This window comes from Rheinheimera faecalis (assembly GCF_021290965.1).
GTDB lineage: Bacteria > Pseudomonadota > Gammaproteobacteria > Enterobacterales > Alteromonadaceae > Pararheinheimera > Pararheinheimera faecalis.
Map to the genome: position 1 here is coordinate 133,226 of NZ_JAJOYT010000007.1, position 22,229 is coordinate 155,454.

At 46.2% G+C, this 22,229-nt stretch carries 23 protein-coding genes and 1 other RNA gene; 13 read left to right on the top strand and 11 right to left on the bottom strand.

The window, feature by feature from the left end:
- The first annotated feature begins 12 nt into the window (after positions 1–12).
- Complete coding sequence (gene accA / locus LSG34_RS13580; RefSeq protein ID WP_053425498.1) at positions 13–969, top strand: acetyl-CoA carboxylase carboxyl transferase subunit alpha; 957 nt, start codon at positions 13–15, stop codon at positions 967–969.
- Between the two features lie 174 nt (positions 970–1,143).
- The gene (gene tilS / locus LSG34_RS13585; protein ID WP_233009638.1) at positions 1,144–2,436 is read left to right on the top strand and encodes a tRNA lysidine(34) synthetase TilS; all 1,293 of its coding nucleotides are present in this window, start codon (positions 1,144–1,146) and stop codon (positions 2,434–2,436) included.
- A 112-nt stretch (positions 2,437–2,548) separates the two neighbouring features.
- Here the strand turns inward: tilS and LSG34_RS13590 are convergent, their stop codons facing one another.
- Together LSG34_RS13590 and LSG34_RS13595 are read right to left on the bottom strand one after the other, a co-directional pair.
- Positions 2,549–3,457, bottom strand: coding sequence for a GGDEF domain-containing protein (locus LSG34_RS13590; RefSeq protein WP_233009639.1), 909 nt, complete (start codon positions 3,455–3,457; stop codon positions 2,549–2,551).
- A 157-nt stretch (positions 3,458–3,614) separates the two neighbouring features.
- Positions 3,615–4,760 (bottom strand): patatin-like phospholipase family protein, encoded by a 1,146-nt coding sequence (locus LSG34_RS13595; RefSeq protein WP_233009640.1) that lies wholly within the window; start codon positions 4,758–4,760, stop codon positions 3,615–3,617.
- Positions 4,761–4,889: 129 nt separating this feature from the next.
- On the opposite strand from LSG34_RS13595, the gene LSG34_RS13600 reads away from it, so the two are divergent.
- The 4 genes from LSG34_RS13600 to LSG34_RS13615 all read left to right on the top strand — a co-directional run bounded on the left by LSG34_RS13600 (position 4,890) and on the right by LSG34_RS13615 (position 8,552).
- Positions 4,890–5,759, top strand: a complete 870-nt coding sequence (locus tag LSG34_RS13600; protein ID WP_233009641.1) for a DUF3014 domain-containing protein — start codon at positions 4,890–4,892, stop codon at positions 5,757–5,759.
- Positions 5,759–6,349, top strand: a complete 591-nt coding sequence (locus LSG34_RS13605) for a 1-acyl-sn-glycerol-3-phosphate acyltransferase (RefSeq protein ID WP_233009642.1) — start codon at positions 5,759–5,761, stop codon at positions 6,347–6,349. Before LSG34_RS13600 ends, LSG34_RS13605 begins: the two co-directional genes overlap by 1 nt.
- Before the next feature lie 71 nt (positions 6,350–6,420).
- An RNA gene (ffs, locus tag LSG34_RS13610) (signal recognition particle sRNA small type) lies at positions 6,421–6,518 on the top strand.
- A gap of 96 nt (positions 6,519–6,614) precedes the next feature.
- Positions 6,615–8,552: an alpha/beta hydrolase family protein gene (locus LSG34_RS13615; protein WP_233009643.1), complete on the top strand. Its 1,938-nt coding sequence runs from the start codon at positions 6,615–6,617 to the stop codon at positions 8,550–8,552.
- A 52-nt stretch (positions 8,553–8,604) separates the two neighbouring features.
- Here LSG34_RS13615 and LSG34_RS13620 read toward each other — a convergent pair whose 3' ends face one another.
- Positions 8,605–9,105 carry an LURP-one-related/scramblase family protein gene (locus LSG34_RS13620; protein WP_233009644.1) on the bottom strand — a complete coding sequence of 167 codons (501 nt, stop codon included), beginning with the start codon at positions 9,103–9,105 and terminating at the stop codon, positions 8,605–8,607.
- Positions 9,106–9,383: 278 nt separating this feature from the next.
- Here LSG34_RS13620 and LSG34_RS13625 point away from each other — a divergent pair, with 278 nt between their 5' ends.
- Complete coding sequence (locus tag LSG34_RS13625) at positions 9,384–9,611, top strand: glycosyltransferase 87 family protein (RefSeq protein ID WP_233009645.1); 228 nt, start codon at positions 9,384–9,386, stop codon at positions 9,609–9,611.
- 42 nt (positions 9,612–9,653) lie between these two features.
- The gene (locus tag LSG34_RS13630; protein ID WP_233009646.1) at positions 9,654–9,836 is read left to right on the top strand and encodes a hypothetical protein; all 183 of its coding nucleotides are present in this window, start codon (positions 9,654–9,656) and stop codon (positions 9,834–9,836) included.
- A 59-nt stretch (positions 9,837–9,895) separates the two neighbouring features.
- On the opposite strand, the gene hisIE is transcribed toward LSG34_RS13630, so the two are convergent.
- Genes hisIE through hisG form a run of 8 tightly spaced genes read right to left on the bottom strand, consistent with a single transcriptional unit; the run spans position 9,896 to position 17,064 of the window.
- Complete coding sequence (gene hisIE, locus LSG34_RS13635) at positions 9,896–10,531, bottom strand: bifunctional phosphoribosyl-AMP cyclohydrolase/phosphoribosyl-ATP diphosphatase HisIE (protein WP_233009647.1); 636 nt, start codon at positions 10,529–10,531, stop codon at positions 9,896–9,898.
- Positions 10,528–11,301, bottom strand: a complete 774-nt coding sequence (hisF, locus tag LSG34_RS13640; RefSeq protein WP_233009648.1) for an imidazole glycerol phosphate synthase subunit HisF — start codon at positions 11,299–11,301, stop codon at positions 10,528–10,530. The genes hisIE and hisF overlap by 4 nt, the downstream gene beginning before the upstream one ends.
- Positions 11,283–12,020: a 1-(5-phosphoribosyl)-5-[(5-phosphoribosylamino)methylideneamino]imidazole-4-carboxamide isomerase gene (gene hisA / locus LSG34_RS13645; protein WP_233009649.1), complete on the bottom strand. Its 738-nt coding sequence runs from the start codon at positions 12,018–12,020 to the stop codon at positions 11,283–11,285. Before hisA ends, hisF begins: the two co-directional genes overlap by 19 nt.
- Positions 12,021–12,057: 37 nt before the next feature.
- Positions 12,058–12,660: an imidazole glycerol phosphate synthase subunit HisH gene (gene hisH / locus LSG34_RS13650; RefSeq protein WP_233009650.1), complete on the bottom strand. Its 603-nt coding sequence runs from the start codon at positions 12,658–12,660 to the stop codon at positions 12,058–12,060.
- Entirely contained in the window at positions 12,660–13,730 is a 1,071-nt protein-coding gene (gene hisB / locus LSG34_RS13655) for a bifunctional histidinol-phosphatase/imidazoleglycerol-phosphate dehydratase HisB (RefSeq protein WP_233009651.1), read from the bottom strand. The genes hisH and hisB overlap by 1 nt, the downstream gene beginning before the upstream one ends.
- Positions 13,727–14,818, bottom strand: coding sequence for a histidinol-phosphate transaminase (gene hisC / locus LSG34_RS13660; protein WP_233009652.1), 1,092 nt, complete (start codon positions 14,816–14,818; stop codon positions 13,727–13,729). The genes hisB and hisC overlap by 4 nt, the downstream gene beginning before the upstream one ends.
- On the bottom strand, positions 14,815–16,158 hold the full coding sequence (hisD, locus tag LSG34_RS13665) for a histidinol dehydrogenase (RefSeq protein ID WP_233009653.1): 1,344 nt from the start codon (positions 16,156–16,158) through the stop codon (positions 14,815–14,817). The genes hisC and hisD overlap by 4 nt, the downstream gene beginning before the upstream one ends.
- Positions 16,159–16,161: 3 nt before the next feature.
- A complete protein-coding gene (gene hisG / locus LSG34_RS13670; protein ID WP_233009654.1) occupies positions 16,162–17,064 on the bottom strand; it encodes an ATP phosphoribosyltransferase in 903 nt (300 codons plus the stop codon).
- Between the two features lie 466 nt (positions 17,065–17,530).
- Between hisG and LSG34_RS13675 the strand changes: the two genes are divergently transcribed.
- From LSG34_RS13675 to LSG34_RS13695, 5 genes are all read left to right on the top strand, one after another.
- Complete coding sequence (locus tag LSG34_RS13675; protein ID WP_233009655.1) at positions 17,531–17,791, top strand: hypothetical protein; 261 nt, start codon at positions 17,531–17,533, stop codon at positions 17,789–17,791.
- 101 nt (positions 17,792–17,892) lie between these two features.
- Positions 17,893–19,812, top strand: coding sequence for an ATP-dependent DNA helicase (locus LSG34_RS13680; protein WP_233009656.1), 1,920 nt, complete (start codon positions 17,893–17,895; stop codon positions 19,810–19,812).
- A 27-nt stretch (positions 19,813–19,839) separates the two neighbouring features.
- Entirely contained in the window at positions 19,840–20,559 is a 720-nt protein-coding gene (tsaB, locus tag LSG34_RS13685; protein WP_233009657.1) for a tRNA (adenosine(37)-N6)-threonylcarbamoyltransferase complex dimerization subunit type 1 TsaB, read from the top strand.
- A gap of 235 nt (positions 20,560–20,794) precedes the next feature.
- Positions 20,795–21,100, top strand: coding sequence for a hypothetical protein (locus tag LSG34_RS13690; RefSeq protein WP_233009658.1), 306 nt, complete (start codon positions 20,795–20,797; stop codon positions 21,098–21,100).
- A 111-nt stretch (positions 21,101–21,211) separates the two neighbouring features.
- Positions 21,212–22,204, top strand: coding sequence for a sulfite exporter TauE/SafE family protein (locus tag LSG34_RS13695; RefSeq protein WP_233009659.1), 993 nt, complete (start codon positions 21,212–21,214; stop codon positions 22,202–22,204).
- Positions 22,205–22,229: the final 25 nt, after the last annotated feature.

Consider the following 22,229-nt stretch of genomic DNA (forward strand, 5'->3'; position numbering starts at 1 on the left):
TAGTGACAGTCGATGATGCTGAATTATTTAGAGTTTGAGCAACCGATTGCGGAACTTGAAGCCAAAATAGAAGAACTTCGCAAAGTAAGCCGCAATGGCGAGTTTGATCTCGGCCTTGAAGAAGAAGTAAACAAGCTGAAGGAAAAAAGCTTAACTCTGACAAAAAAGATCTTTGCAGAATTAGGTGCCTGGCAGGTTGCTCAGTTAGCCCGTCATCCGTTGCGTCCTTACACGCTGGATTACATCAAACATATTTTCACTGACTTTGACGAGTTTGCCGGTGATCGTACTTTTGCCAACGATCCTGCCATTGTCTGTGGTACAGCCCGTTTAGGTGACAAAACCGTGATGGTGATTGGTCATCAGAAAGGTCGTGACACCTCTGAGAAAATCAAACGTAACTTTGGTATGCCAAAACCTGAAGGCTACCGTAAAGCTTTACGTATGATGGAAATGGCTGAACGTTTTAATTTGCCCATCATCACTTTTATCGACACGCCTGGTGCTTATCCTGGTGTGGGCGCTGAAGAACGTGGTCAAAGTGAAGCTATTGCCCGTAACCTTAAAGTGATGGCTGGCCTGAAAGTGCCGGTGCTCTGTACTGTGATAGGCGAGGGTGGTTCTGGTGGTGCTTTAGCTATTGGCGTCGGCGATCAGGTCAACATGCTGCAATACAGTACTTATTCGGTGATTTCACCTGAAGGTTGTGCTTCTATTCTGTGGAAAAGTGCTGATAAAGCCCCTATTGCTGCTGATGCCATGGGTATCACAGCACCACGTTTAAAAGAGCTGAACCTGATTGACGAAATTGTCAGCGAGCCTTTAGGTGGTGCACACCGTAATCATGAACAAATGGCACAAAGCTTAAAGCAGGCCCTTTTACGTGACTTAGCCAAGCTGGAAAAGTTAAGTATTGAAGACTTGCTGGACAGAAGGTATAAACGCTTAATGTCTTTTGGCTATTGCTAATATACCCGTCGTACTTGAAGCTGCAGCTTTGTTGCCTGCGCGCTCTCGCCCCAGTCACATAGACAACTATGCTCCTGGGGTCTCGCTCGCTAGTCGCCTCACTGCAACATCAATTACTTAGGGTATAAAAGCCGCCGCAAGGCGGTTTTTTGTTGTTTAGGATCTATGGTTTTTATGAGTTCAGAGTTCACCGCCTCACTGCGCAAGCATATCCAACAGCTTGGTTTAAACCAGCTGGTGCTGGGGTTATCTGGTGGGCTGGATTCTATGGTGTTGCTGGAGTTATGCCATCAGCTTACTCAGAGTTGTGTTATCAAGCTTAAAGCTGTTTATATCCATCATGGCTTAAGTGTTAATGCCGATCAGTGGGCAGCTTTTTGTCAGCAGCAATGCCTTAAACGCCAGATCCCTTTTGAAGTGCAAAAAGTGCAGCTGAATCCAACTGCCAATATTGAAGCTCAAGCTCGCGCTGCCCGTTATTCTGCTTTGAGCGCTTTTGTCCTTACTCCCCAAACAGCTTTATTAACGGCTCATCATGCCGATGATCAACTCGAAACTTTGTTGCTGGCATTAAAACGCGGTGCAGGTCCGGCAGGTTTATCAGGTATTGCCGCTTTACAGTCTTTTGCTGCGGGCTGGTTACTACGGCCTTTGTTAGATTTTAGCCGTGAGCAACTGGACGCTTTTGCGAAGCAGCAACAGCTGGAGTGGATTGAAGATGAAAGTAATAACGACAGCAGATTTGACCGTAACTTTTTACGATTACAGGTTATTCCATTATTGCAGCAACGCTGGCCGGCATTCCGGCAAAATGCATTGCGTTCTGTCACTCATATTCAGCAGCAACAGCAGTTTGTTGAAAAGCAGCTTGAGCAGCTATTACCCACTGTAATGCACGCTGCTGAATTAGATTTAAAACTGCTAACAGCACAAGACTTAACCACACAAAAGCTATTGGTGCGCAGCTGGTTGGCTTTAACAGGGTTTAATCCATCAACCGACTGGCTGGAACGATTCTTTTCGGAGCTGATTGGTGCTAAAGCAGATGCTCAGCCTTTGCTGGAGCTGGATGCTTACCAAATTCGCCGTTTTGCCGACAAAGCTTATATCACACAAATGGCAGAGGCACCGCAGGCCGGAGTTTTGCTCGAATTAAAACACGGGCAACAGCTGAACACTGCTGTAGGACAGTTCCTGCTGAATGGTGACAACAAGGGCACGCCTGTGCTGATAACTGACGATACTCTATATCTGGTGTTTGGACTTTTTAGTTTGCCTTTTAAACCTGCAGGTGAGCGTCAGAGCAAAGAATTGAAACAATGGTTGAAGTTATGGTCTATTCCGCCCTGGCAACGTGGGCACTTGCCTGTGCTAGTGCAGAATAATCGGGTGGTGGCAGTACTTGGGGTCGCCACTAGTGCAGCGCAAGATCAAGCCAATGCCTTTATCGACTGGCAAAAAAGTTAACGCGAAGCTGAACCAAATCGCGGGCAAAAAAAAGGGCTTTTGGATCTTCTGTCCTTTAGCCCTAATGTACGACGACCAAAACCTCTGTCTACTTATGTCAGGTCTGCTAACGTCAGGCCTGATTCAACAGTGCGACTTTCACCGCGTTTTTACCAGCCTGTTTAGCTTGTGATAAAGCTTCATCAGCACGACTGAATAACAACTCAGATTTTTGATTAGGTGCCAGATGTGCTAAACCCGCGCTTGCTGTGACAGCAAACTGATTACACACATGATGCTGATTAATAGCTTTTACCAGACGATGTGCCACTAATTCAGCCGATAAAGCGTCATCCGCTGTCAGTAATATGGCAAATTCATCGCCACCAAAACGGAATAAACAATCGCTGGCTCTTAAGGTTTGACGCATCGCATCTGCTACTGCAATCAACACATCGTCACCGGCAGGGTGGCCAAAGTTATCGTTAGTTTGTTTAAAATTATCCAAATCCAACAAAATTAATGCACAGGCTTCCTGGCGTCTGTTGGCCAGTTGTACAGCCCGTTCAAACTGATCGTCAAAATTACGTCTGTTGCCTAAATCAGTCAGACTGTCTTTTAACGCCAACTGCTGCAAACGAACCACCACTAAGGTATTTCGCAGCGGATACAGCCATTGCCGTTCCAGTTGCCATAACTGATGTTGGATCAGAGGCGTAAAAGCCTGATCGGACTGATAACTCAGCTCAGCAAGGCATTGATCGTTCAGCATTAACACGCTGCGGTGCTCAAAATTGCCATCTTCTGAACCTGGTGCCAGGTATTTACCTACTGCGGTTTGTAATTGAATGGAGCGCAGAGGCAAAACTTTGCCAGCGGCCATTGAATAGATTTGTAGCTGATTAGCGAGATCTAAGCTGGTTTGCAATTGCTCTGGCAGAGTTGCCGGATCCGCGGACAAACCAGACCAATGTGGCTGACTGGTGATGCCAGCATAACTGGTTCCACTCAAAGTCATATCTTGTAAGCCAAATAATTCCACTGCCGACACTCCGGAGCATATCTAAGATAGCTGGAATTTGCAGGTATTGTGCCACTTTAATAAGTGAATGATATTATTGATTTTTTCAATTATGCAGTTTCAGCTGACGATTTTTTGACGGCAAGGGCTGGCTAAAAATTGCCCCCTCATACCCGCCTTAAGATCGCAAAAAATCCAGCAGTTCCGGCATTTGTTGCATCGCATCCTGATAGCCAATTTCAATGAGCCTTTTGGTGTAGGATTTCTCAAACAGCAGGTAGCTGGTTAAGCTCGACTCCGAATGCTGGGTAATACCTGTTAAACGCAATAAGCTACGAACAGCCATAGGAAGCTGCAAAAAGTGCTGGCTGGCAATTTCATTAAAATTCACACTGGGGTTAATTAAAAAACTCTCAACCTTCTTCAGATCGGTCGGAATATTATGTGCAGTTAAAGTATCTACGGTTTTATTGATCCTGTTCATGCGCTCTAAATCGGCATTGAGCGTATCCGAAAAAATCGTATCCAACAAATGACCCGCCACAGTAGCTAAACCCGGATGATGCGGCATAGCGTTCGCTAAGTCGCGGGCACGGGGTTGCTCCAGACCTATGATCAGTATTTTTTCTGCACCTAAGTGAATCGGCGAGCTCAGAGGCGACAATTGATTGACTGAACCATCGCCATAATAATGCTGGTTAATCCGCACCGAAGGGAACACCAGCGGAATAGCAGCTGAAGCCAATAAATGGTGAACCCCCAATAAGGTTTTTTGGCCGCAACGTTTTGCTCTGCGCCATTCTTTGGCTTCATTACCCTGAAAAAAGGTGATGGAGTCGCCAGTGTTATAACTTGATGCAGTCACAGAGACACTGGATAAATAACCGCCCTGAATGTTGCGGTCTATGCGCTGTAAATCAACAATATTGTGAAGTAGCAAACGCAGCGGTTTGTTGTCCAACAAGCTGACTGGCCTTTTATTGGCGTAGTCGGTTTGAAAAGCAGTTAAAAAACCACGTAACAAATGCCAGCCCAAACGTAAATAATCTGAGTAATACACCTGGTGGGTATGAAAATTACGCCAGACCCATTCAATTTTTTTCACACCTAAGTGAAAACAGGAGGCATAACAGGCGATCCCAGTGGCATTGATGGCGCCAGCTGAGGTGCCACAAATAATTTCAAACGGAATTTTACTGTTGCGTGGGTAATGCTGGGCCAGTGCTTTGAGCACGCCAACCTGATAAGCGGCTCTGGCACCACCCCCTGTCAGCAGCAAAGCAACTTTTTTATTGGTGTTTTCACCTTTTTCGCTATCAGTCACTGAAACTTCTTAACTCTTTAGAGACTCTCTGTTTATATATTGCTGAAAAGCAAAATAAATGCAACGCTATAGCCAGTTTTTCAACGGCTTAATATCAGTGACCCGAATTAGTGAAAGGAAAAAACAAAAATGACTGAGAAGGCTCCTGGCACAGGCCAGCAACAATATTACATAGGTTTAGCTGTAGTGGCTGTAACCCTGATCGCCATTGCCTGGTTTTTCTTCCGGGCTGACGATGCAGTGGTAGAGCCTGAAGCTACTCCTGTACCTACAGTACAACAACCAGCTCCTGCCGATGTGTTAACAGCAGAGCAAGAGCCTGTCGATAGTTTGACTGTGCAGGCTCAGGATGAAACTCCGTTGCAGGAGACTCCACTAGACGACGCAGTGGCGGTTGAGCCTACGGTGAAGTTACCCAGCCTGGATAACTCAGATGCTGAAGTGAAAAGTGGATTATTGGGGTTACGCTGGAAAGCGGGTTTAGCTTCTTTGTTTGTTACAGAAGATATGATCCGTCGTTTTGTGGTGAATGTGGATAATATCGCCCAAGGCACATTGCCAAAAAATCAGGCGCTGTTTCAGCCTATGACAGTCAAGTTTGCCACTTTACCGGCTGAAGGCGGTGCTGTGCAGCTGGATCCGGCTAACTTTGAACGTTATGAGCCTTACCTGCAATTGCTGGAAAGCGTTTCAGTGACTGAAGTAAAACGTTTATTTGAATACTATTACCCGCTGATGCAGCAGGCTTATGCTGAGTTGGGTTACCCTAATGCACAGTTCCGAGTGCGTTTGCAAGAAGCTATTAAAGTACTATTGGCAACTCCTGAAGTGGCACCACCTATGGTATTAGCACGTCCTAACGTCTATTACACATATGCTGATCCGGAGATTGAAGCTTTGCCTTTGGCACAACGTCAAATGATCCGTTTAGGACCTGACAATCAAAAACGCTTAAAACGCGTTTTAGAAGCACATCAATTGGTGCTGGCTCAGCCTTAATGCCAGCTTTACCTGCTATTCCGGCGAGCTTGCCACGTCGTCACAGTAACCTGGGCCAAAAACTTGGCCTCTGGTTGCTGAAACTGCTGGGTGGCTGGAGTATTCAGGGCGAACTACCTGCACATAAAAAGATGGTCATTGCCGTCGCCCCTCATACCTCAAATCAGGATTTTTTTGTCGGTATAGCCGCAGCTTTAGCCCTTGATCTTAAAATCCGCTTTTTAGGCAAACACAGTATCTTTGTTTGGCCTGTGAAAAGGCTTTTGCTGTCTTTAGGCGGGATCCCTGTTGATCGCAGCCATCCACAGGGTGTGGTAGGGCAAGTGGTGGCAGAGTTTGAGCAGAGTGATTCGTTATTATTAGGCTTATCACCAGAAGGCAGCCGTAAAAAAGTACAACAGTGGCGGTCAGGTTTTTGGTTTATCGCAAAACAAGCCAATGTGCCTGTGTGTTTAGTCGGGCTGGATTACAAAAACAAGCAACTGGTGTTTGGTCCATGCTTGAACACTGGTGAAAATTTCGCCGACGATCTCCAGCAAATACGCACATTTTTTCAGCAAATGACTGCAAAGTATCCAGAAAACGCTTAAGTTCTTGCACAGCTAAAAGCTTTTAAGCATAATGCGCGCACCAGTTTTACTGGTACCTTCAATGGTGGCCTCATCGGTCCTCCCGCAATACTAATTCGTTCACCTGGTCAGGTCCGGAAGGAAGCAGCCAAAGCGGATAACGTATGTGCCGGGATGTCGGCTGGTGAGGTCGCCACCCAAATTTTGTTCCTTCGATTGCTACCCACTTTTAATTTAGTTAAATTAATTCATTAGATTGATTTTTAATTCATGGAACGGACTCTGTATGCATAATTTTCTTTCCGGTTTACTACTGGCATCTGGTGTTTTAGCTTTTTTCTCTGTCGCTGCTGAAGATAACAAGGCTGGCGTTTTGCCGCTTGAGACCTTTTATCAGGGCGAGCGCATCGAACAACTGAAGTTATCACCGGACGGAAAACGTTTGGTGGCACTGAAGAACATTAAGCAAGACACCTTAATTCAGCTAATCGACTTAGTTTCGGGTGAGTCGGTTTATCTGGGCAAAACTGATAATAAAAAATACAGGTTTGCCTGGGTACGTTGGGCTAATAATACCCATTTGTTAGCCAGCTTCCGCTATGGTGATGTGCGGGGCTTAAATACCAAAACCACCGAAAGCCGCTTATTTTCTATTGAAGCCAAAGCTGGTGCAGAACTGGTGCCTATGGTCAAAGCCGTAAGAAAAGGGGAGCACCAAAGTCAGTTCCAGGATGATGTGATTAAATTACGTTTTCCGGATGATGATCATTTTTTACTCGGATTAGACCGGGAAATGGCTGGACACGATACCATCTATCAGGTCAACGTGAAAACAGGTAAAGCCAGTGTGGTACAACGGCATAAAACCAACGTTGCTTCATGGGTAGTGGACAGACAAGGACAAGCCAGAGCCAGCGTTGATTACAATACAAAAACCACAGAATCTTCAGTACGGGTATTACGCCCAGGTCAAACAGAATGGGTTGATGCCTGGCGTTGGCCTGCATTTTCTGAACAAGCCATTTCGCTGCTAGGTTTTGGTAAAGACCCTAAAGATCTGTATATATCAGCGAATCATGAAGGGCGCTTAGCTGTATTTAAAGTCGATTTAAGTAAAGCAGACTTACCCCGCCAGTTGATCCTGAGTCATCCTGTGTATGATATTGAAGGCTCATTGATTTATTCGGCTGCGCGCGATGAACCTGTAGGTATATATTTCAGTGATGAGTCTTCCCGCAGTTTATTCTGGGATGAGGAATTTAAAGCTTTTCAGGCGGGTCTGGATAAAGCTTTGCCTGATACGGTCAATTACATTACCAACTTAAGTTCAAATGACCGTAGTTACCTGCTGTATGCAACCAATGCCACCACACCTGGGGTTTATCTGCTTGGCAACAGGGATGAAAAAACCTTAATTCATCTGGCGGATACCTTCCCTGGATTAAACGAAGAAAATTTAGTTCATAAAGAAAAAATCAGTTACAAAGCACGGGATGGTTTGAACATTGAAGGCTATTTATCTGTACCAAAAGGTAAAACCGGGCCTGGCGCTCTGGTGGTATTACCTCATGGTGGACCTTTTTCACAGGATTCCAATAGTTTTGACACCTTCTCAGCTTATCTGGCGAACAAAGGTTATATAGTGTTTCAGCCTAACTTCCGTGGTTCTAGTGGTTACGGCCATCAGTTTTTAACTCAGGCTGTGGGTCAGTATGGTATGGCCATGCAGGACGATATAACTGATGGTACTCAATATCTGATTGAACAAAAGATCGCAGACCCTAAACGTATTTGCATTATGGGTGCCAGTTACGGTGGTTATGCCGCTTTGTTAGGGGCTGCCCGTACACCAGATTTATATCAGTGTGCTATCAGCTTTGCCGGGATCTCTGATTTACGTGAACAACGCAATAGTTACCGTAATTACACCAATTACAATCTGGCGAAAAAGCAGATGGGTGAAGACAATGACCAGCTTGAACAGAATTCACCAGTGAATATGGTTGAAAACATTAAAGCCCCTGTCTTGCTGCTGCATGGCACTGAAGATCTTAGCGTAAGGGTAAAACAAAGCCGGATGATGGCGGAAGAGCTAGCCGACGAGAAGAAAGTATTTACTTATATTGAAATTGAAGATGGCACCCATAATCTGGATTATTTGCCCCACCGCAAACAAACCTTCGAAGCTATAGATGCCTTTTTAAATAAGTATTTACCGCTCTAACCCTTCACTTACTACAGACTGCAGTGCGTTACAGAACGCGCACTGCAGTCTGTTAATCATCATCCACTGTCGAGTTTTTACCTGAGTGCTGAATACGGTCTATGACAATCACTGCCGCTAATAATTGCGCTGTTAGTTTCGGCTCGTAAATATCCACGCCGTAAGTATCTGACCAGCTAAACCAGGACTTTGATACTTCTGCCAGTACCTTGCCGTTTTGACTGATTTTATATTCGTGTTGCCATAAATTGCCATGCATCTCCAGCTCACCGGCAGGACCGCTAATGGTAAAGCGGCTGGTCCAGAAGGGCCAAAAACATTTGCGGATCAACCACTCACTACCATCTGCACACAACAGCCGGCAGGCGGGCATGATGGTCAGGTACTTACGTTTGATTTTTAAAAGCTCAACACCACGGCTGTCAAACATCGTCTGGCTGCTGGAGATACTGAAAAACTTGCCTTTGGCACTAAAAGCCGCGTTGCCGTTTTCATCTTCAATAGTAAAGCTGTCGGTCAGGCTGAATATCTTTTGTTTGATTTTATATTTCATAGGTGCAGCTCCTGTCTTCCATATCTGCCTTATGCTGCCTGAGTTTTTCATTGGATCAAAGTCATAACATAATGATTTACAAAAAAGTGTGGGCTTTGGTGTTACGGGTATTTCTGCAGGCATCTGGACCTTCGCTTTACTGTGCTCAGCAAAATATTGGAAACCTATAATTAAGGATGCTAAGTTAGCTGCATGTTTCAATTATTTAGCCGCGCAGCTCCAAAACTAAATAGGTCCTGATTGCTGTTATACACTGCTAAACAACAAGGAGAGTTCATTTGAACATTGATGCAACGCTGTACGGCCAGTTTGTGATCATATTTGCGCTCGTTATGGCGGCGCTTTGTTATTACCTGGGACGTCGTAAAACCCAAAATCCTGTTTTAGCTGGTTTACTTGGCGCAGTTTTATCTTTATTACCGCTATTTGGTCTGGTTTATCTGATGGTGTTGCTGTTTAAAAAAGATCTGAGTTCAACATCAGCAAGTAAGTTAGATGCTGTATAGCCTTGCAAGGTAGCGCTAATTACTAAAAGAGAGCAGAGGATCATGAAAAAAAGTAACAAAACTGAAGGCAGTTCAAATGCTTCGTTGTTTTCATTTTTGCTTTTGGGTTTTGCATTTGACAAGTCAGTGCCGAAATCAAAAACATCCTTGGTCATGCTTTTGGTTTTTATCTTGTTATTTGGCTGTTTAGCTTTGTTTCTGGTTAAGATGGCAGGCGCTCGATAAAGCAGAGATGCTGAGTTTACGCATCACTTTATAAGCGCCGCTAGCCTTAAACGCCAGAGCTATTCAGCCTTAGCCTGATGCCGCTGCCTTAGTACCTCAAGCACATCATGCAAAGCCAAATCCTGACTTTTCAGCAACACCAGCAAGTGATAGATCAGATCCGCAGCTTCGTTTTTCAGCTCTTCTCTATCGCCTACAGTAGCGGCCAGAGCAGTTTCTACCCCTTCTTCACCGACTTTTTGCGCTATACGCTTCACACCTTTGGCAAATAAAGAGGCGGTGTAGCTAGAGCTTGGGTCGGCGCCGTATCTGCTGTGGATCACTTGTTCTAATTGATCTAAAAAGGCTAAGTCGGGCTGGTTGGCGTCTTCGGCGTGCCAACAACTTTCGGTGCCTACATGACAAGTGGGGCCAATAGGCAGGACTAAAGCCAGAATACTGTCCTGGTCGCAGTCCGCTGCCATGCTTTGTAATTTCAGCGTATGGCCTGAGCTTTCGCCTTTGGTCCATAAGCGGTTTTTACTGCGGCTAAAAAAAGTCACATCGCCGGTTTCCAGGCTTTTTTGTAGCGCTTCTTTGTTGGCAAAACCTTGCATCAGCACTTTGCCTGAACGGGCATGTTGCACTATTACCGGTAATAGGCCATCACCTTTGCTGAAATCCAGCTGGTTCAGGTTGGTTAAATTCAGTTTCATGGCCTGATCTCCAGCTTACGTTCTAATAAAAATGCTTTTAGCTCTGGTATAGGAATAATGCCTTTGTGGAACACCGAAGCGGCTAAAGCGCCGTCTACATCGGCTTGTTCAAACACATCTGCAAAATGCTGCATGCTACCCGCGCCACCACTGGCAATCAGCGGCACTTTGCACGCATTTCGCATCAGTTGTAACTGAGTTAAATCATACCCCTGGCGCACACCATCCTGATTCATACAGTTCAGTACTATTTCACCAGCGCCCAGCTCTTGAACCCGCTTTAACCAGTCAAGCGTTTGCCAGCGGGTTTTTTGGGTGCGACTTTCATCGCCTGTGAACTGATAGACCTGATATTGACCTGTTTCTTTATCAAAAAAGCTGTCGATGCCAATCACCACACATTGCTGACCAAAGCTGTGTTCCAGCTCGCTAATCAGTTCTGGTCGCGCCAGGGCAGGGCTATTCACAGAGATTTTATCTGCACCCATCTCCAGAATTAATCCGGCGTCAGCGACAGATTTAATACCACCGGCGACACAAAACGGAATGTCGATCACTTCAGCTATACGGCGCACCCAGCTTTTATCGACCACACGGCCATCGCTGGAGGCTGTGATATCGTAAAACACCAGCTCGTCTGCGCCTTGTTCGGCATAAGCCTGAGCCAGCGGCACTATATCGCCAATGATTTCGTGGTTACGAAACTGCACGCCTTTGACCACTTTGCCATCGCGCACGTCTAAACAAGGAATTATGCGTCTTGCCAGCATTGGATTGCCTCCTCTGCCGTGAACTTACCCTCTAACAAAGCCCGGCCTAAAATCACCCCGGCCACGCCAGTAGGTTTTAAGGCTTTGATATCAGCCAAAGAGCCAACACCACCCGAGGCTTGCCACTGAATTTGCGGATACTTCTGCACCAGCTCTGTATACAAGGCGACATTAGGGCCCTGCAAGGTGCCATCTTTACTGATATCGGTGCACAGTACATGTTTTGCACCTGCCGCAATAAAACCATCCAGCACCTGCTCAAGGGTAATAGTCGATTCTTCAATCCAGCCGTGGCTTGGCAAGGTTTTATCGCCTTTGGCGTTAATAGATACATCAAGCGCCAGAACTATTTTGTCACCGCCATAAGTTCGCAGCCAGCCTTGCACTGTTTCTGGCTCACGAATAGCCACACTGCCCACCACTACACGGCTGGCACCAGCAGCCAGTAACTGCTCTACATCTGCTGCCGTACGCACACCACCACCCACCTGGACTGGCAGAGGCGCGTTTTGCATTAAGCTGGTTAACAGTTCAAGTTGGCGGTCCGCAGCATTTTTGGCGCCCGTTAAATCCACCAGATGCAAAATGCCTGCGCCAGCTTCGGCGTATAAGTCGCGCAGCTGCAATGGAGTTTGCTGATACTCAGTGGTTTTATCGTAGCTGCCCTGATAAAGCCGCACTGTTTTACCTTGTATTAAATCTATAGCCGGAATAATCACTTTTAATCCTGTAACGGCATCGCCGAATCAAAAAATATTAACCATTAAAAGCCAGAAAGTTCTGTAATAAACGAGCGCCGACAGCACCTGAACGTTCAGGGTGAAATTGCGCTCCCAGCTTATTGCCTTTGCCTATCACAGCAGCAAAATCACTGCCGTAATGGCAGCGGGCTAAAGTGGTATCGGATGGCGCTACCGCAAAACTATGGACAAAATACACATAGTCTTTTTCGCCTATGCCTTTGAGTAGCGGGTGATTTTGTGCACTATCTTCCACCTGCAAAGTATTCCAGCCCATATGAGGCAAACGTAAATCGCCGACTTGCATGCGCTTGACCTGACCTGGTATTAAACCTAAACAGTCGACATCCCCTTCTTCGCTGCGGTCGGTTAAAAGCTGCATACCCAAGCAAATGCCAAGGAGTGGCTGCTCTGCCTGTTGTAAGGTGGCAATTAAATCGCGTTCACGCAAATTCGCCATCGCCTGACGGGCAGCGCCTACGCCCGGCACTAATAAACGGCTGGCGTTTTTTATCACGCTTAAATCGCGGCTGACTTTGGCATCCACCCCCAAGCGCTGGAAAGCACAATACACAGAGCTGATATTGGCGCAGCCGGTATCTACAATCACCAAAGACATTAAAGCACTCCTTTACTGCTTGGCAGAGCTTCGCCTGATACTTTAATAGCCTGACCAAGTGCCCGGCCAAAGGCTTTAAATAAACCTTCGACCATATGGTGTTTATTGCCCGGGCTGACGGATAAGTGCAGTGTCATCAGCATGGCATCACTTAAAGAGCGGAAGAAGTGGTGTACCATTTCAAGGTTCATAGTACCAACAGAACCCTGACCTAAATCGGCATCAAACTTCAGCAGCGGACGGCCGGATAAATCCAGCACACATTCAGCGCGGCATTCATCCATTGGCAAGACAAAACCAAAGCGGGTAATGCCTTTTTTATTGCCTAGCGCTTGTTTGAGCGCCTGACCTAAAGCCAACGCTGTATCTTCCACGCTGTGGTGATCGTCAATGTGCAAGTCGCCTTTAACTTTGAGTTGCAGGCTAAAACCACCGTGGGTGGCAATTTGATCCAGCATATGGTCAAAAAAGCCAACGCCGGTTTCAATGACATTGCCGCCTTGCTGGTCTAAATCGACATTGACCTGAATATCAGTTTCGCGGGTGACACGATTGACGCTGCCTTTACGGCCTTTGCTTAACAGCTGTTTGGTGATTTCTTTCCAGCCTAAAGTGTCACGGTCATAACGGAACGAAGGCAGGCCCATATTTTCGGCCAGTTGCACGTCGGTTAAACGGTCGCCAATGACAAAAGAGTTGGTGAAATCCACTTTACCTTGCTGCAGATAATCTTTAACTAAACCCAGCTTCGGCTTACGGCAGCTGCAGTTGTCTTTATCAAAGTGTGGGCAAATCAGAATATCGTCAAAACGAATGCCCTGCGAATTCAGCAACTGCATCATTTTTTCCTGCGGCGCATCAAAGGTATCACGCGGGAAACTACTGGTGCCCAGACCGTCCTGATTAGTCACCATCACCAATGAATAACCAGCGGCCTGCAACTTGAGTAATGAAGGCACCAGATCGGGCTCGTATGCCAGTTTTTCCAATGAATCCAGTTGTTTATCTACCGGAGGTTCTTCCACCATAGTGCCGTCACGGTCGATAAATAAAATAGCTTTGGCACTCATAAAGACTCCTGTTTTTCTGTAGTTATTTTGGTGGAATAAGACGACATAATCTGTTGTAACTGCGCCATTTCATCTGGCGAACCAATGGATACCCGCACCACCTGACCTAAACCTAATTGGCTGGATTGGTTACGAATAAGCACCCCTTGCTCTGCAATAAAGCTGACCAGCGCCGCAGCATCAGGCACAGAGAGCAGCACATAGTTAGCCTTAGACGGATAGACACGGCTTACATAACTCAGAGTTGTGGCAAAAGTGCTGAAGCTGTCACGTAAGCTGTTGATTTGTTCCACTGTCGCACGCATTTTTTGCTGACCCTGGCTTGATAACGCCTGCACCGCAATTTCAGCCACAGGAGCTGGCACAGGGTAGGGCGCAATCATCTGGCGAAGTGCGGCTATCACAGAAGGCTCTGCCAAAGTAAAACCACAACGCAGGCCTGCCAAAGCAAAAGCTTTAGATAAAGTACGCAGCACCACTAAGTTGCTGTATTGGTTTAATAAACCAGCCACAGAAGCTTCTGGTGCAAACTCAATATAGGCCTCATCAACGACCACTAAAGCTTTGTCTTTATAAAACTCCAGCACCTCGACAATTTGCTCCCGGGGTATTAAATCGCCTGTAGGGTTATTGGGGCTACAAATAAATACCAGTTTTACATTGGCTTTTTGTGCAAATAAAGTCGGCAGATCCAAAGTTAAATCTTGGGTTAAAGGCACTATATTGACATCCACCAGCTGACTTTCGGCGCTGATTTTGTACATGCCATAAGTGGGCGGGCAAATGCTGATGGCATCTTGTCCTGGTTCACAGAAGCTACGAATTAAAAGCTCAATGCCTTCGTCTGCACCACGGCTGGTCAGTACCTGATTGGTTTCTACGCCAGCATAAGCTGCATAAGCGCTGATTAACTCTTTTGGCTGACAATCCGGGTATCTGTTGTATTGGCCTGACAATTCATAGTCTGTTGCCATAGAGTTTTCGTTGGCATTCAGCCATACCGAGCCGCCACTCATGCTTAAGCGGGCTGACGCATAAGGCACTAGTTGTTGTACTTTTTGCCGGGCTAAAGAACTGATACGGCTCATTGACGATTTTCCTCTGAAATTTTTGCTGAAAGCTCTAGCTCTGCTAAGCGAAATGACACCGCATTGGCGTGCGCATCTAATCCTTCGGCTTTGGCCAGTTTGACAATAGTGGGGCCTAAATCGCGCATACCAGCTGCTGTTAAAGTCTGCACTGTGTAACGACGATAAAAGTCGGCCAGACTTAAACTGCTGTGATTACGGCTGTAGCCATAAGTCGGCAATACGTGGTTAGTACCACTGGCATAATCACCTGCAGATTCAGGTGTGTAAGGGCCAACAAAAATACTGGCGGCGTTGGTCAGTTTGCCAAGCAAAGCCTGATCGTCAGCGGTTTGAATAATTAAGTGCTCAGGCGCGTATTGATTGCTCACTTGTGCCGCTGTCGCTAAATCCGGCGTTAAAATCAGTCTGCTGTTGCTCAGGGCTTTTTTAGCAATTTCAGCTCGTGGTAATAAAGCCGTCTGACGTTTTAGCTCACTGATGGTATTAACCAGTAAAGCTTCAGAAGGGCTTACCAACACCACTTGTGAGTCCGGACCGTGTTCGGCCTGGGATAATAAATCTGCCGCCACAAAGACCGGATTGGCGTTGTCATCGGCAATCACCAGCACTTCAGAAGGGCCAGCTGGCATATCAATAGCGGCGCCGCGGGCATCCTGACTGACTTGCTGTTTGGCTTCGGTAACAAATCTATTGCCAGGGCCAAAAATCTTATCCACTTTGCCGATAGTTTCAGTGCCATAGGCCAAGGCCGCAACAGCCTGAGCCCCACCTAAGGTATAAATCTCCGTAATGCCACAAAGTGATGCTGCATAAACAATCTCTGCGGCAATATCACCAGCTGAAGGCTGGCCCGGAGGCGTGACTAACACCACACGACGGCAACCAGCCAGTTGAGCTGGCACACCTAGCATCAGTACAGTCGAAGGCAAAGGGGCGCTGCCACCTGGTACATACAAACCCACCTGATCCAAAGCACTGTAATTCAGTTCACAGACCACACCGGGCTGAGTTTCAATGCGGATATTTTGTGGCAATTGAGCCGCATGAAAGGTGCGGATATTACGGTACGCAATCTGAATGGCGGTTTTTAGCTCATCGGATAAAGAGGCGATTAAGCTTTGTTGCAGATCCTCGGTCAAACGCAAAGGGTTGCTTTGCAGCTTGTCAAATTCGCGACTAAAACGCAGCAAAGCAACATCGCCTTCAGTACGCACTGCACGGATAATGTCCCGCACTGTTTGTTTTAGGCTGTCGGATTCCTGCTGCAGCGGGCGCTCTAATAAAGCCTGCTGTGCAGTTTTATCCAGTTGTTGCCAGTTGCTGATCTGAAACTGCATGTTTTACTCCATCATCTTTTCAATGGGTAATACAAGAATGGAGCTGGCACCTAAGCCTTTCAGTTGCTCCATGGTTTCCCAGAACAAAGTTTCGCTGCTGACTACGTGCAAAGCCACTAAATCGTCATTGCCTGCCAGTGGCAATAAAGTTGGGTTTTCGGCGCCTGGCAGCAGAGCTATCACTTCCTGCAAACGAGCGCGCGGTGCGTGCAACATGATGTATTTGCTTTCATTGGCCTGCATCACACCCTGAATACGTGGCATCAGTTTTTTAATCAGTTTCAGTTGTTTCTCATCTGCTAAATCACGGCGCTGAATCAGTACTGCTTTGGAGCGGTAAATCACTTCCACTTCTTTTAAACCATTGGCCTCTAACGTAGCGCCTGTGGAGACTAAGTCACAAATGGCGTCGGCTAAACCTGCGCGTGGAGCTACTTCAACCGAACCTTTTAAATTGACGATACGGCAATTGACGCCGTTTTGTTTTAAATAGCGATTCAGTAAACGTGGGTAGGTGGTCGCAATAGTGCGGCCTTCTAAATCTTTGATGGATGTATAGTCTTCTTCCTGCGGCACTGCGATAGATAAGCGGCAGCCACCGAAATCGAGACGGGCCAGTACAGTGTAATCATAAGTTTCGTTGTCCATTTGACGTTGCAAAGAGACTTCTTCCAGTACGTTTTCGCCAACAAAACCTAAGTCACAGACGCCATCCATCACTAAACCCGGAATATCGTCATCCCGCACCCGCAGTAAGTCGATATCCATATTTTCTACATGGGCAATCAGGCGCTGTTCGCGTAAGTTGATTTTCAAACCGCAGCTGGTTAAAAGTGCCTGAGAGTCTTGCGACAGGCGGCCTGACTTCTGAATGGCGATACGTAATCTGTTGGTAGTGACTGTCATGTTATTATTTCTCTCATAAAAGCTGGGGCTTATAAAAATCGTAAAACAAAAACCCCGGGATTTTAGCCCCGGGGTTCAGTTGGAATTGGTTTTCACTTTTCCACCAGAGGCTGGTTATGACCTAGCCTCCAATGTCAACACGGACCGGCTAGTCGGATAAATGATGGTGATGATGCCAGTGGATGTTGATAGTCATGGAAAGTTACTCCTCGTTAAGATGTATACAAGCTAACTGCTTTTTGTCATTCAGGCAACAGGATTTTTTGTTTCAGCTGTATTTTGTTTTGAAGCTGTTATTTTGTTATCTTGCTGTTTTAATTCGGCTATTTTGTTTTTCATACAATTATTTGCGATAAAAAATGAATAAGTTATAAAAAAACAACTCTAACGGGTAGAGTGAAAAATAATCAGGTTGTATAGATAAAGTTATTTTGTTGTCTGCCGATAACAGAGCAAAGGAGGGTCTATGGACGCTATATTTCCCTATTTGTACCGACCACCGGGTACGCCAGCTGAACAGCCTGGACCTATGATCGCGCCTGTGTTTAAAGATGCCAAAATCAGCGCTTATGAAAAAGAAGAAAAGCGTTTCCTGATTTTACTGAAAGATCAGCAAAAAAAACGTCAGGACAGGCGCCGTCGTGACGACTATCCGCCAGCACCTGAAACCACACCTGAAGAAGAGCAGCATGTGGATGATGAAGGACACTTAGATATTTTTGTCTAGCCAAGGCATAATAGCGCAAATTCTTGCCGGGCCTTGTTTATGCTGTTGTCTGCTGTTTCATCCATCATCTCTGTCTTCTCTGACAGACAGTTCGCCCACTTATGCTAAAACAAGTGCAGCAGGCTTTTGCCGAACAAGGAGCTTTATCCAAGGCTATTGACGGTTTTAAGGCCCGTGAGCCACAAAAGCTGATGGCGGCTTCTGTGACTAAATCTATTGAAAACGGCAACGCTTTATTGGTGGAAGCTGGCACTGGTACAGGTAAAACTTACGCCTATTTAGTGCCGGCTTTGTTATCCGGCAAAAAAGTTATTTTATCCACTGGTACTAAAAACCTGCAGGAACAGCTGTATTTCCGTGACTTACCTACGGTACTCAAAGCTTTGGCTTTGCCGGTGGATACCTCTTTATTAAAAGGCCGCTCCAACTATTTGTGTTTATTTCGCTTAGATCAGCATTATCAGCATGTGCCTACGGCAGATGCGGCTGTGATCAATGATTTAAGTCTGATCAAAAAGTGGTCGAACGAAACCCAAAGTGGGGATATCGGCGAGCTGACTTATATAGCCGAAGACTCCAAAGCTTTGCCTTTGGTGACCAGTACGGCAGACAACTGCCTTGGCAAAGACTGCCCTTCTTATGAAGACTGTTATTTGCTGCGAGCTCGCAAAAAGGCGATGCAGGCCGATTTAGTGGTTGTGAACCACCATTTGTTTTTTGCCGATATGGCACTGAAAGACACTGGTTTTGGTGAGCTGCTGCCGAATATGGATGTGGTGATTTTTGATGAAGCGCACCAAATTCCGGATATTGCCAGTGAGTATTTTGGTGAGACCTTATCCAGCCGTACTTTGCTGGAGCTTTGCAAAGAGCTGGAACTGATTTGTAAAACTGAATTGCGTGATCATCCGCAGTTAAGCAAAACAGCAGATAAGCTGGCGACTTTAGTGCGGGACTGGCGCCTGCTGTGGTCAGATGAACCTGAACGCGGCAACTGGCGTGACAGCAGTAAAAGACCTGATGTGCAGTTGGCGCTCACAAGGGTGTCTGAAGCCATGGGCATGTTGTATCAGGTGCTTAAAGGCAGTTTAGGTCGCAACGAAGTAGTGGATCACTGTTTTGAGCGGCTGGCTTTGGCTAAAACTCAGCTGGAAAAACTGCAGGATGTCAGCAAAACCGGCGTCAGTTTTTGGTATGAAACCACCAGACAACATATAAGTCTGCATTTAACGCCTTTAAGTATTGCCGATAAATTCCGTGAGCTGGTGTTTGCGGAAAAACGCAGCTGGATTTTTACCTCAGCGACCTTGTCGGTGGATCAGGGTTTTGCTCACTATATTGAACAAATGGGCTTGCAGCAGGCGGATACTTTGCTGCTCGACAGCCCTTTTGATTATGAACAACAAGCCATGTTACTGGTGCCTCGTTATTTACCAGAACCCAATGACGCCCGTATGGGCAAAGCACTGCTAAAATTGGCGGTGCCTTTAATTGAAGCTAATCAGGGCCGTTGTTTTTTCCTGTTCACCAGCCATCGTATGCTGCAGTGGATGGCGAACGAGCTGCCACAGCATTTGTCGTTGCCTGTGCTGGTGCAGGGTACTACCAGTAAACGTTTATTGCTGGAACAGTTTGTTGAAACCAAACATGCTGTGTTACTCGGCACCGGCAGTTTCTGGGAAGGTGTTGATGTGCGGGGTGATACCTTAAGCTGCGTCATTATCGACAAACTGCCTTTTGCATCGCCTGACGACCCGTTATTGCAGGCGCGTAACGAAGACTGTCAGATGAAAGGCCTTGACCCTTTTGCTTTAGTGCAATTGCCACAAGCCGTGATCACCTTAAAGCAGGGCGTTGGGCGTTTAATCCGTGACGTGTCAGACCGTGGTGTATTGGTGATTTGTGATAACAGATTAGTGACCCGGCCTTATGGCTCGGTATTTTTAAAAAGCTTACCGCCAATGCGCCGTAGTCGTGATTTGCAGGCTGCAGTAAAATTTTTAGAAGATTTACCCAAATAAAATGAATTGTAGAAAAGGAGCCGCCTGTTGAAATTACTGGCATTAGATACCTCAACCGAAGCTTGTTCAGTGGCTTTAACTGTCGATGGCAAAATTCTGACTTTGGACGAAGTCTGTCCACAGCAACACAGCAAACGTATTTTGCCTATGGTGCAGCAGCTGTTGTCTGAAGCTGGCTTAACCTTGCAGCAACTGGATGGTCTGGTTTTTGGCAAAGGCCCTGGTAGTTTTACCGGTGTACGTATTGGTGTGGGTGTATGTCAGGGCCTGGCTTTTGGCGCTGAACTGCCAGTTTATGGTGTATCAACCCTGGCGGCTATGGCACAAGCCGCACACAGATTACATCAGGCCCATCAGGTCGTTGCCGCTATAGATGCACGAATGAATGAAGTGTATCTGGCCAGTTTTCAGTTAGATGATCAGGGCTTGATGCAGCCGCTAAGCACTGAAATAGCAGCTAAACCTACTGCTTTGCCTGCACCTGTATTAAAAGGCCATATTTGCGCTGTAGGGACGGGCTGGCAAACCTATCCACAACAGCTTGAAGACTGGCATAAAACTGGCAATAGCGGATCAGAGGATCTTGCTGTGGTTCATTATAGCCCTGTGATTCTGTACCCTTCAGCGCAGGATATGTTGAGTCTGGCGGCAATTCCGTTCCGGCATGGGCAGTTTATTGCCGCAGAACTGGCAGAACCTACTTATGTTAGGGACGAAGTAACCTGGCAGAAATTGCCCGGTAGATAAACCCGTCGTCTTTGAAGCCGCAGTGTTGTTGACTGCGTGCCTCGCCCCAGTCACATAGGACTACTATGCTCCTGGGGTCTCAGGCACTTGTCGCCTAACTGCAACTGCAATGACTTAGGGTTTTGTCCCGTCGTCGGAGTAGCTGCGGCCTAGGGATAAAGATTGAAAAAAGCTACTTGGCGAAATTTTTTGCTAAGTTATACTGGCATCAAATAAAGGCAAATTGCGAGCAGTTATGACAATAGCCGTCAGTCGTGATGTACCTAAAAGCCCCAGTGTCGGGCTGGTATTTCAGGGCAATAAAACCAAAGCCGTTGAGGCTGAACAGCAAAGCAAAACCACACTGGTACCTTCTGGCACCGGTGTGCGTGCTGACGCTCAGGCTTTATCTATGCTGGATGAGCAGGAAGCACAAAAACGCACCATGTACGACCAGCCAAAACAGCGTAATCAACAAGCTTTAGATGCCTACGAAATGTTAGCTAATCAGGAAAAACGCGAAAAAGTTCAGCAAATGTTTAGTCTGGATTTGTACGCCTAAACCTTAATCCCGCTCCAAAACAATCACTTCAAAATTCATAACAATAAAACCAATGAAAGTGTTTTCATTGTGATTTATGCTGTCTTTCTAATAATAAAATGGATTCAGGTTATGTTTGACAGCAAGGTGTTTCGGGTTTGGTTTATTGCTGCTTTAGCGCTGTGGTTTGTGCTTTTTAATCAGTTTAATCAACTCAGTTTTTTAATAGAGCATTGGTATTACCCGGCCATTATGGTGGCTGGTGCTTTTGTCGCTGGTGTGACGCCAGAAGGTGGCGGAGCTGTTGCTTTCCCTATTTTAAATATCTTCCTCAATATAGACCGCACTATGGCGCGGGATTTTAGTTTAATGATCCAGAGTATTGGCATGACCAGCGCCAGTATTTTTATCTTAAGTCACAAAGCTAACTCGCTTAAAACCTATAAACCTTTACTGATGTTTATCCCCGTAGCTTTTGCTGGTTTTGTAGTGGGCATGCAACTGCTGCAACAACTGCCTGTGTACATAATGCAGGCGCTGTTTTTAAGCCTGATCACCAGTTTTGCAGTGGTCTATAGCTTTGGTAAACACAGAGGCAGCAAAGCCACTTTAGACCTGAATAAGCCTATGGATTTTGTCTTGTTGCTGCTGATGTTAGTAGCTGGTGGCATGTGCGCCAGTTTATTTGGCACTGGCGCTGATATTATTTTATATACCTTGTTAGTGACTCGTTTTCGTATGCAGGAAAAAGTCGCTACTCATATGAGCATTATGTTGATGGCCTCTATCAGTGTGCTTGGTTATGCCTACCGACATTTTGTTGATCAGGGCTTAACTGGCTATCAGGTGCAAACCTGGTTATGTGCTTACCCTGTAGTATTGCTGATGGCGCCTTTAGGGGCTTATGTACTACACCATATTAATAAAGAGATTATGTTGTATGCCATAGCAGTGCTGAATGTCGCTCAACTGCTGTATTTCCTTTGTTATAACCCTTCGGTAGATAAGCTGATTTGGGCTTGTGTATTCACTGTAGTACTGTCGACTGGCTTTTATCTGCTGATCCGTAATCTGAGTCGCAAAACTCTGTATTCAGAACAACCGCAGGTGCTTGTGTCACATTAAGGGATCCAAAGAGTCTAACCACACG

Bases quoted from the DNA above. Each gene is read 5' to 3' on its own strand.
- accA (WP_053425498.1), top strand. From the start codon at position 13: ATGATGCTGAATTATTTAGAGTTTGAGCAACCGATTGCGGAACTTGAA.
- tilS (WP_233009638.1), top strand. From the start codon at position 1,144: ATGAGTTCAGAGTTCACCGCCTCACTGCGCAAGCATATCCAACAGCTT.
- LSG34_RS13600 (WP_233009641.1), top strand. From the start codon at position 4,890: ATGACTGAGAAGGCTCCTGGCACAGGCCAGCAACAATATTACATAGGT.
- LSG34_RS13605 (WP_233009642.1), top strand. From the start codon at position 5,759: ATGCCAGCTTTACCTGCTATTCCGGCGAGCTTGCCACGTCGTCACAGT.
- LSG34_RS13615 (WP_233009643.1), top strand. From the start codon at position 6,615: ATGCATAATTTTCTTTCCGGTTTACTACTGGCATCTGGTGTTTTAGCT.
- LSG34_RS13620 (WP_233009644.1), bottom strand. From the start codon at position 9,105: ATGAAATATAAAATCAAACAAAAGATATTCAGCCTGACCGACAGCTTT.
- LSG34_RS13630 (WP_233009646.1), top strand. From the start codon at position 9,654: ATGAAAAAAAGTAACAAAACTGAAGGCAGTTCAAATGCTTCGTTGTTT.
- hisIE (WP_233009647.1), bottom strand. From the start codon at position 10,531: ATGAAACTGAATTTAACCAACCTGAACCAGCTGGATTTCAGCAAAGGT.
- hisF (WP_233009648.1), bottom strand. From the start codon at position 11,301: ATGCTGGCAAGACGCATAATTCCTTGTTTAGACGTGCGCGATGGCAAA.
- hisH (WP_233009650.1), bottom strand. From the start codon at position 12,660: ATGTCTTTGGTGATTGTAGATACCGGCTGCGCCAATATCAGCTCTGTG.
- hisB (WP_233009651.1), bottom strand. From the start codon at position 13,730: ATGAGTGCCAAAGCTATTTTATTTATCGACCGTGACGGCACTATGGTG.
- hisC (WP_233009652.1), bottom strand. From the start codon at position 14,818: ATGAGCCGTATCAGTTCTTTAGCCCGGCAAAAAGTACAACAACTAGTG.
- hisD (WP_233009653.1), bottom strand. From the start codon at position 16,158: ATGCAGTTTCAGATCAGCAACTGGCAACAACTGGATAAAACTGCACAG.
- hisG (WP_233009654.1), bottom strand. From the start codon at position 17,064: ATGACAGTCACTACCAACAGATTACGTATCGCCATTCAGAAGTCAGGC.
- LSG34_RS13675 (WP_233009655.1), top strand. From the start codon at position 17,531: ATGGACGCTATATTTCCCTATTTGTACCGACCACCGGGTACGCCAGCT.
- LSG34_RS13680 (WP_233009656.1), top strand. From the start codon at position 17,893: ATGCTAAAACAAGTGCAGCAGGCTTTTGCCGAACAAGGAGCTTTATCC.
- LSG34_RS13690 (WP_233009658.1), top strand. From the start codon at position 20,795: ATGACAATAGCCGTCAGTCGTGATGTACCTAAAAGCCCCAGTGTCGGG.
- LSG34_RS13695 (WP_233009659.1), top strand. From the start codon at position 21,212: ATGTTTGACAGCAAGGTGTTTCGGGTTTGGTTTATTGCTGCTTTAGCG.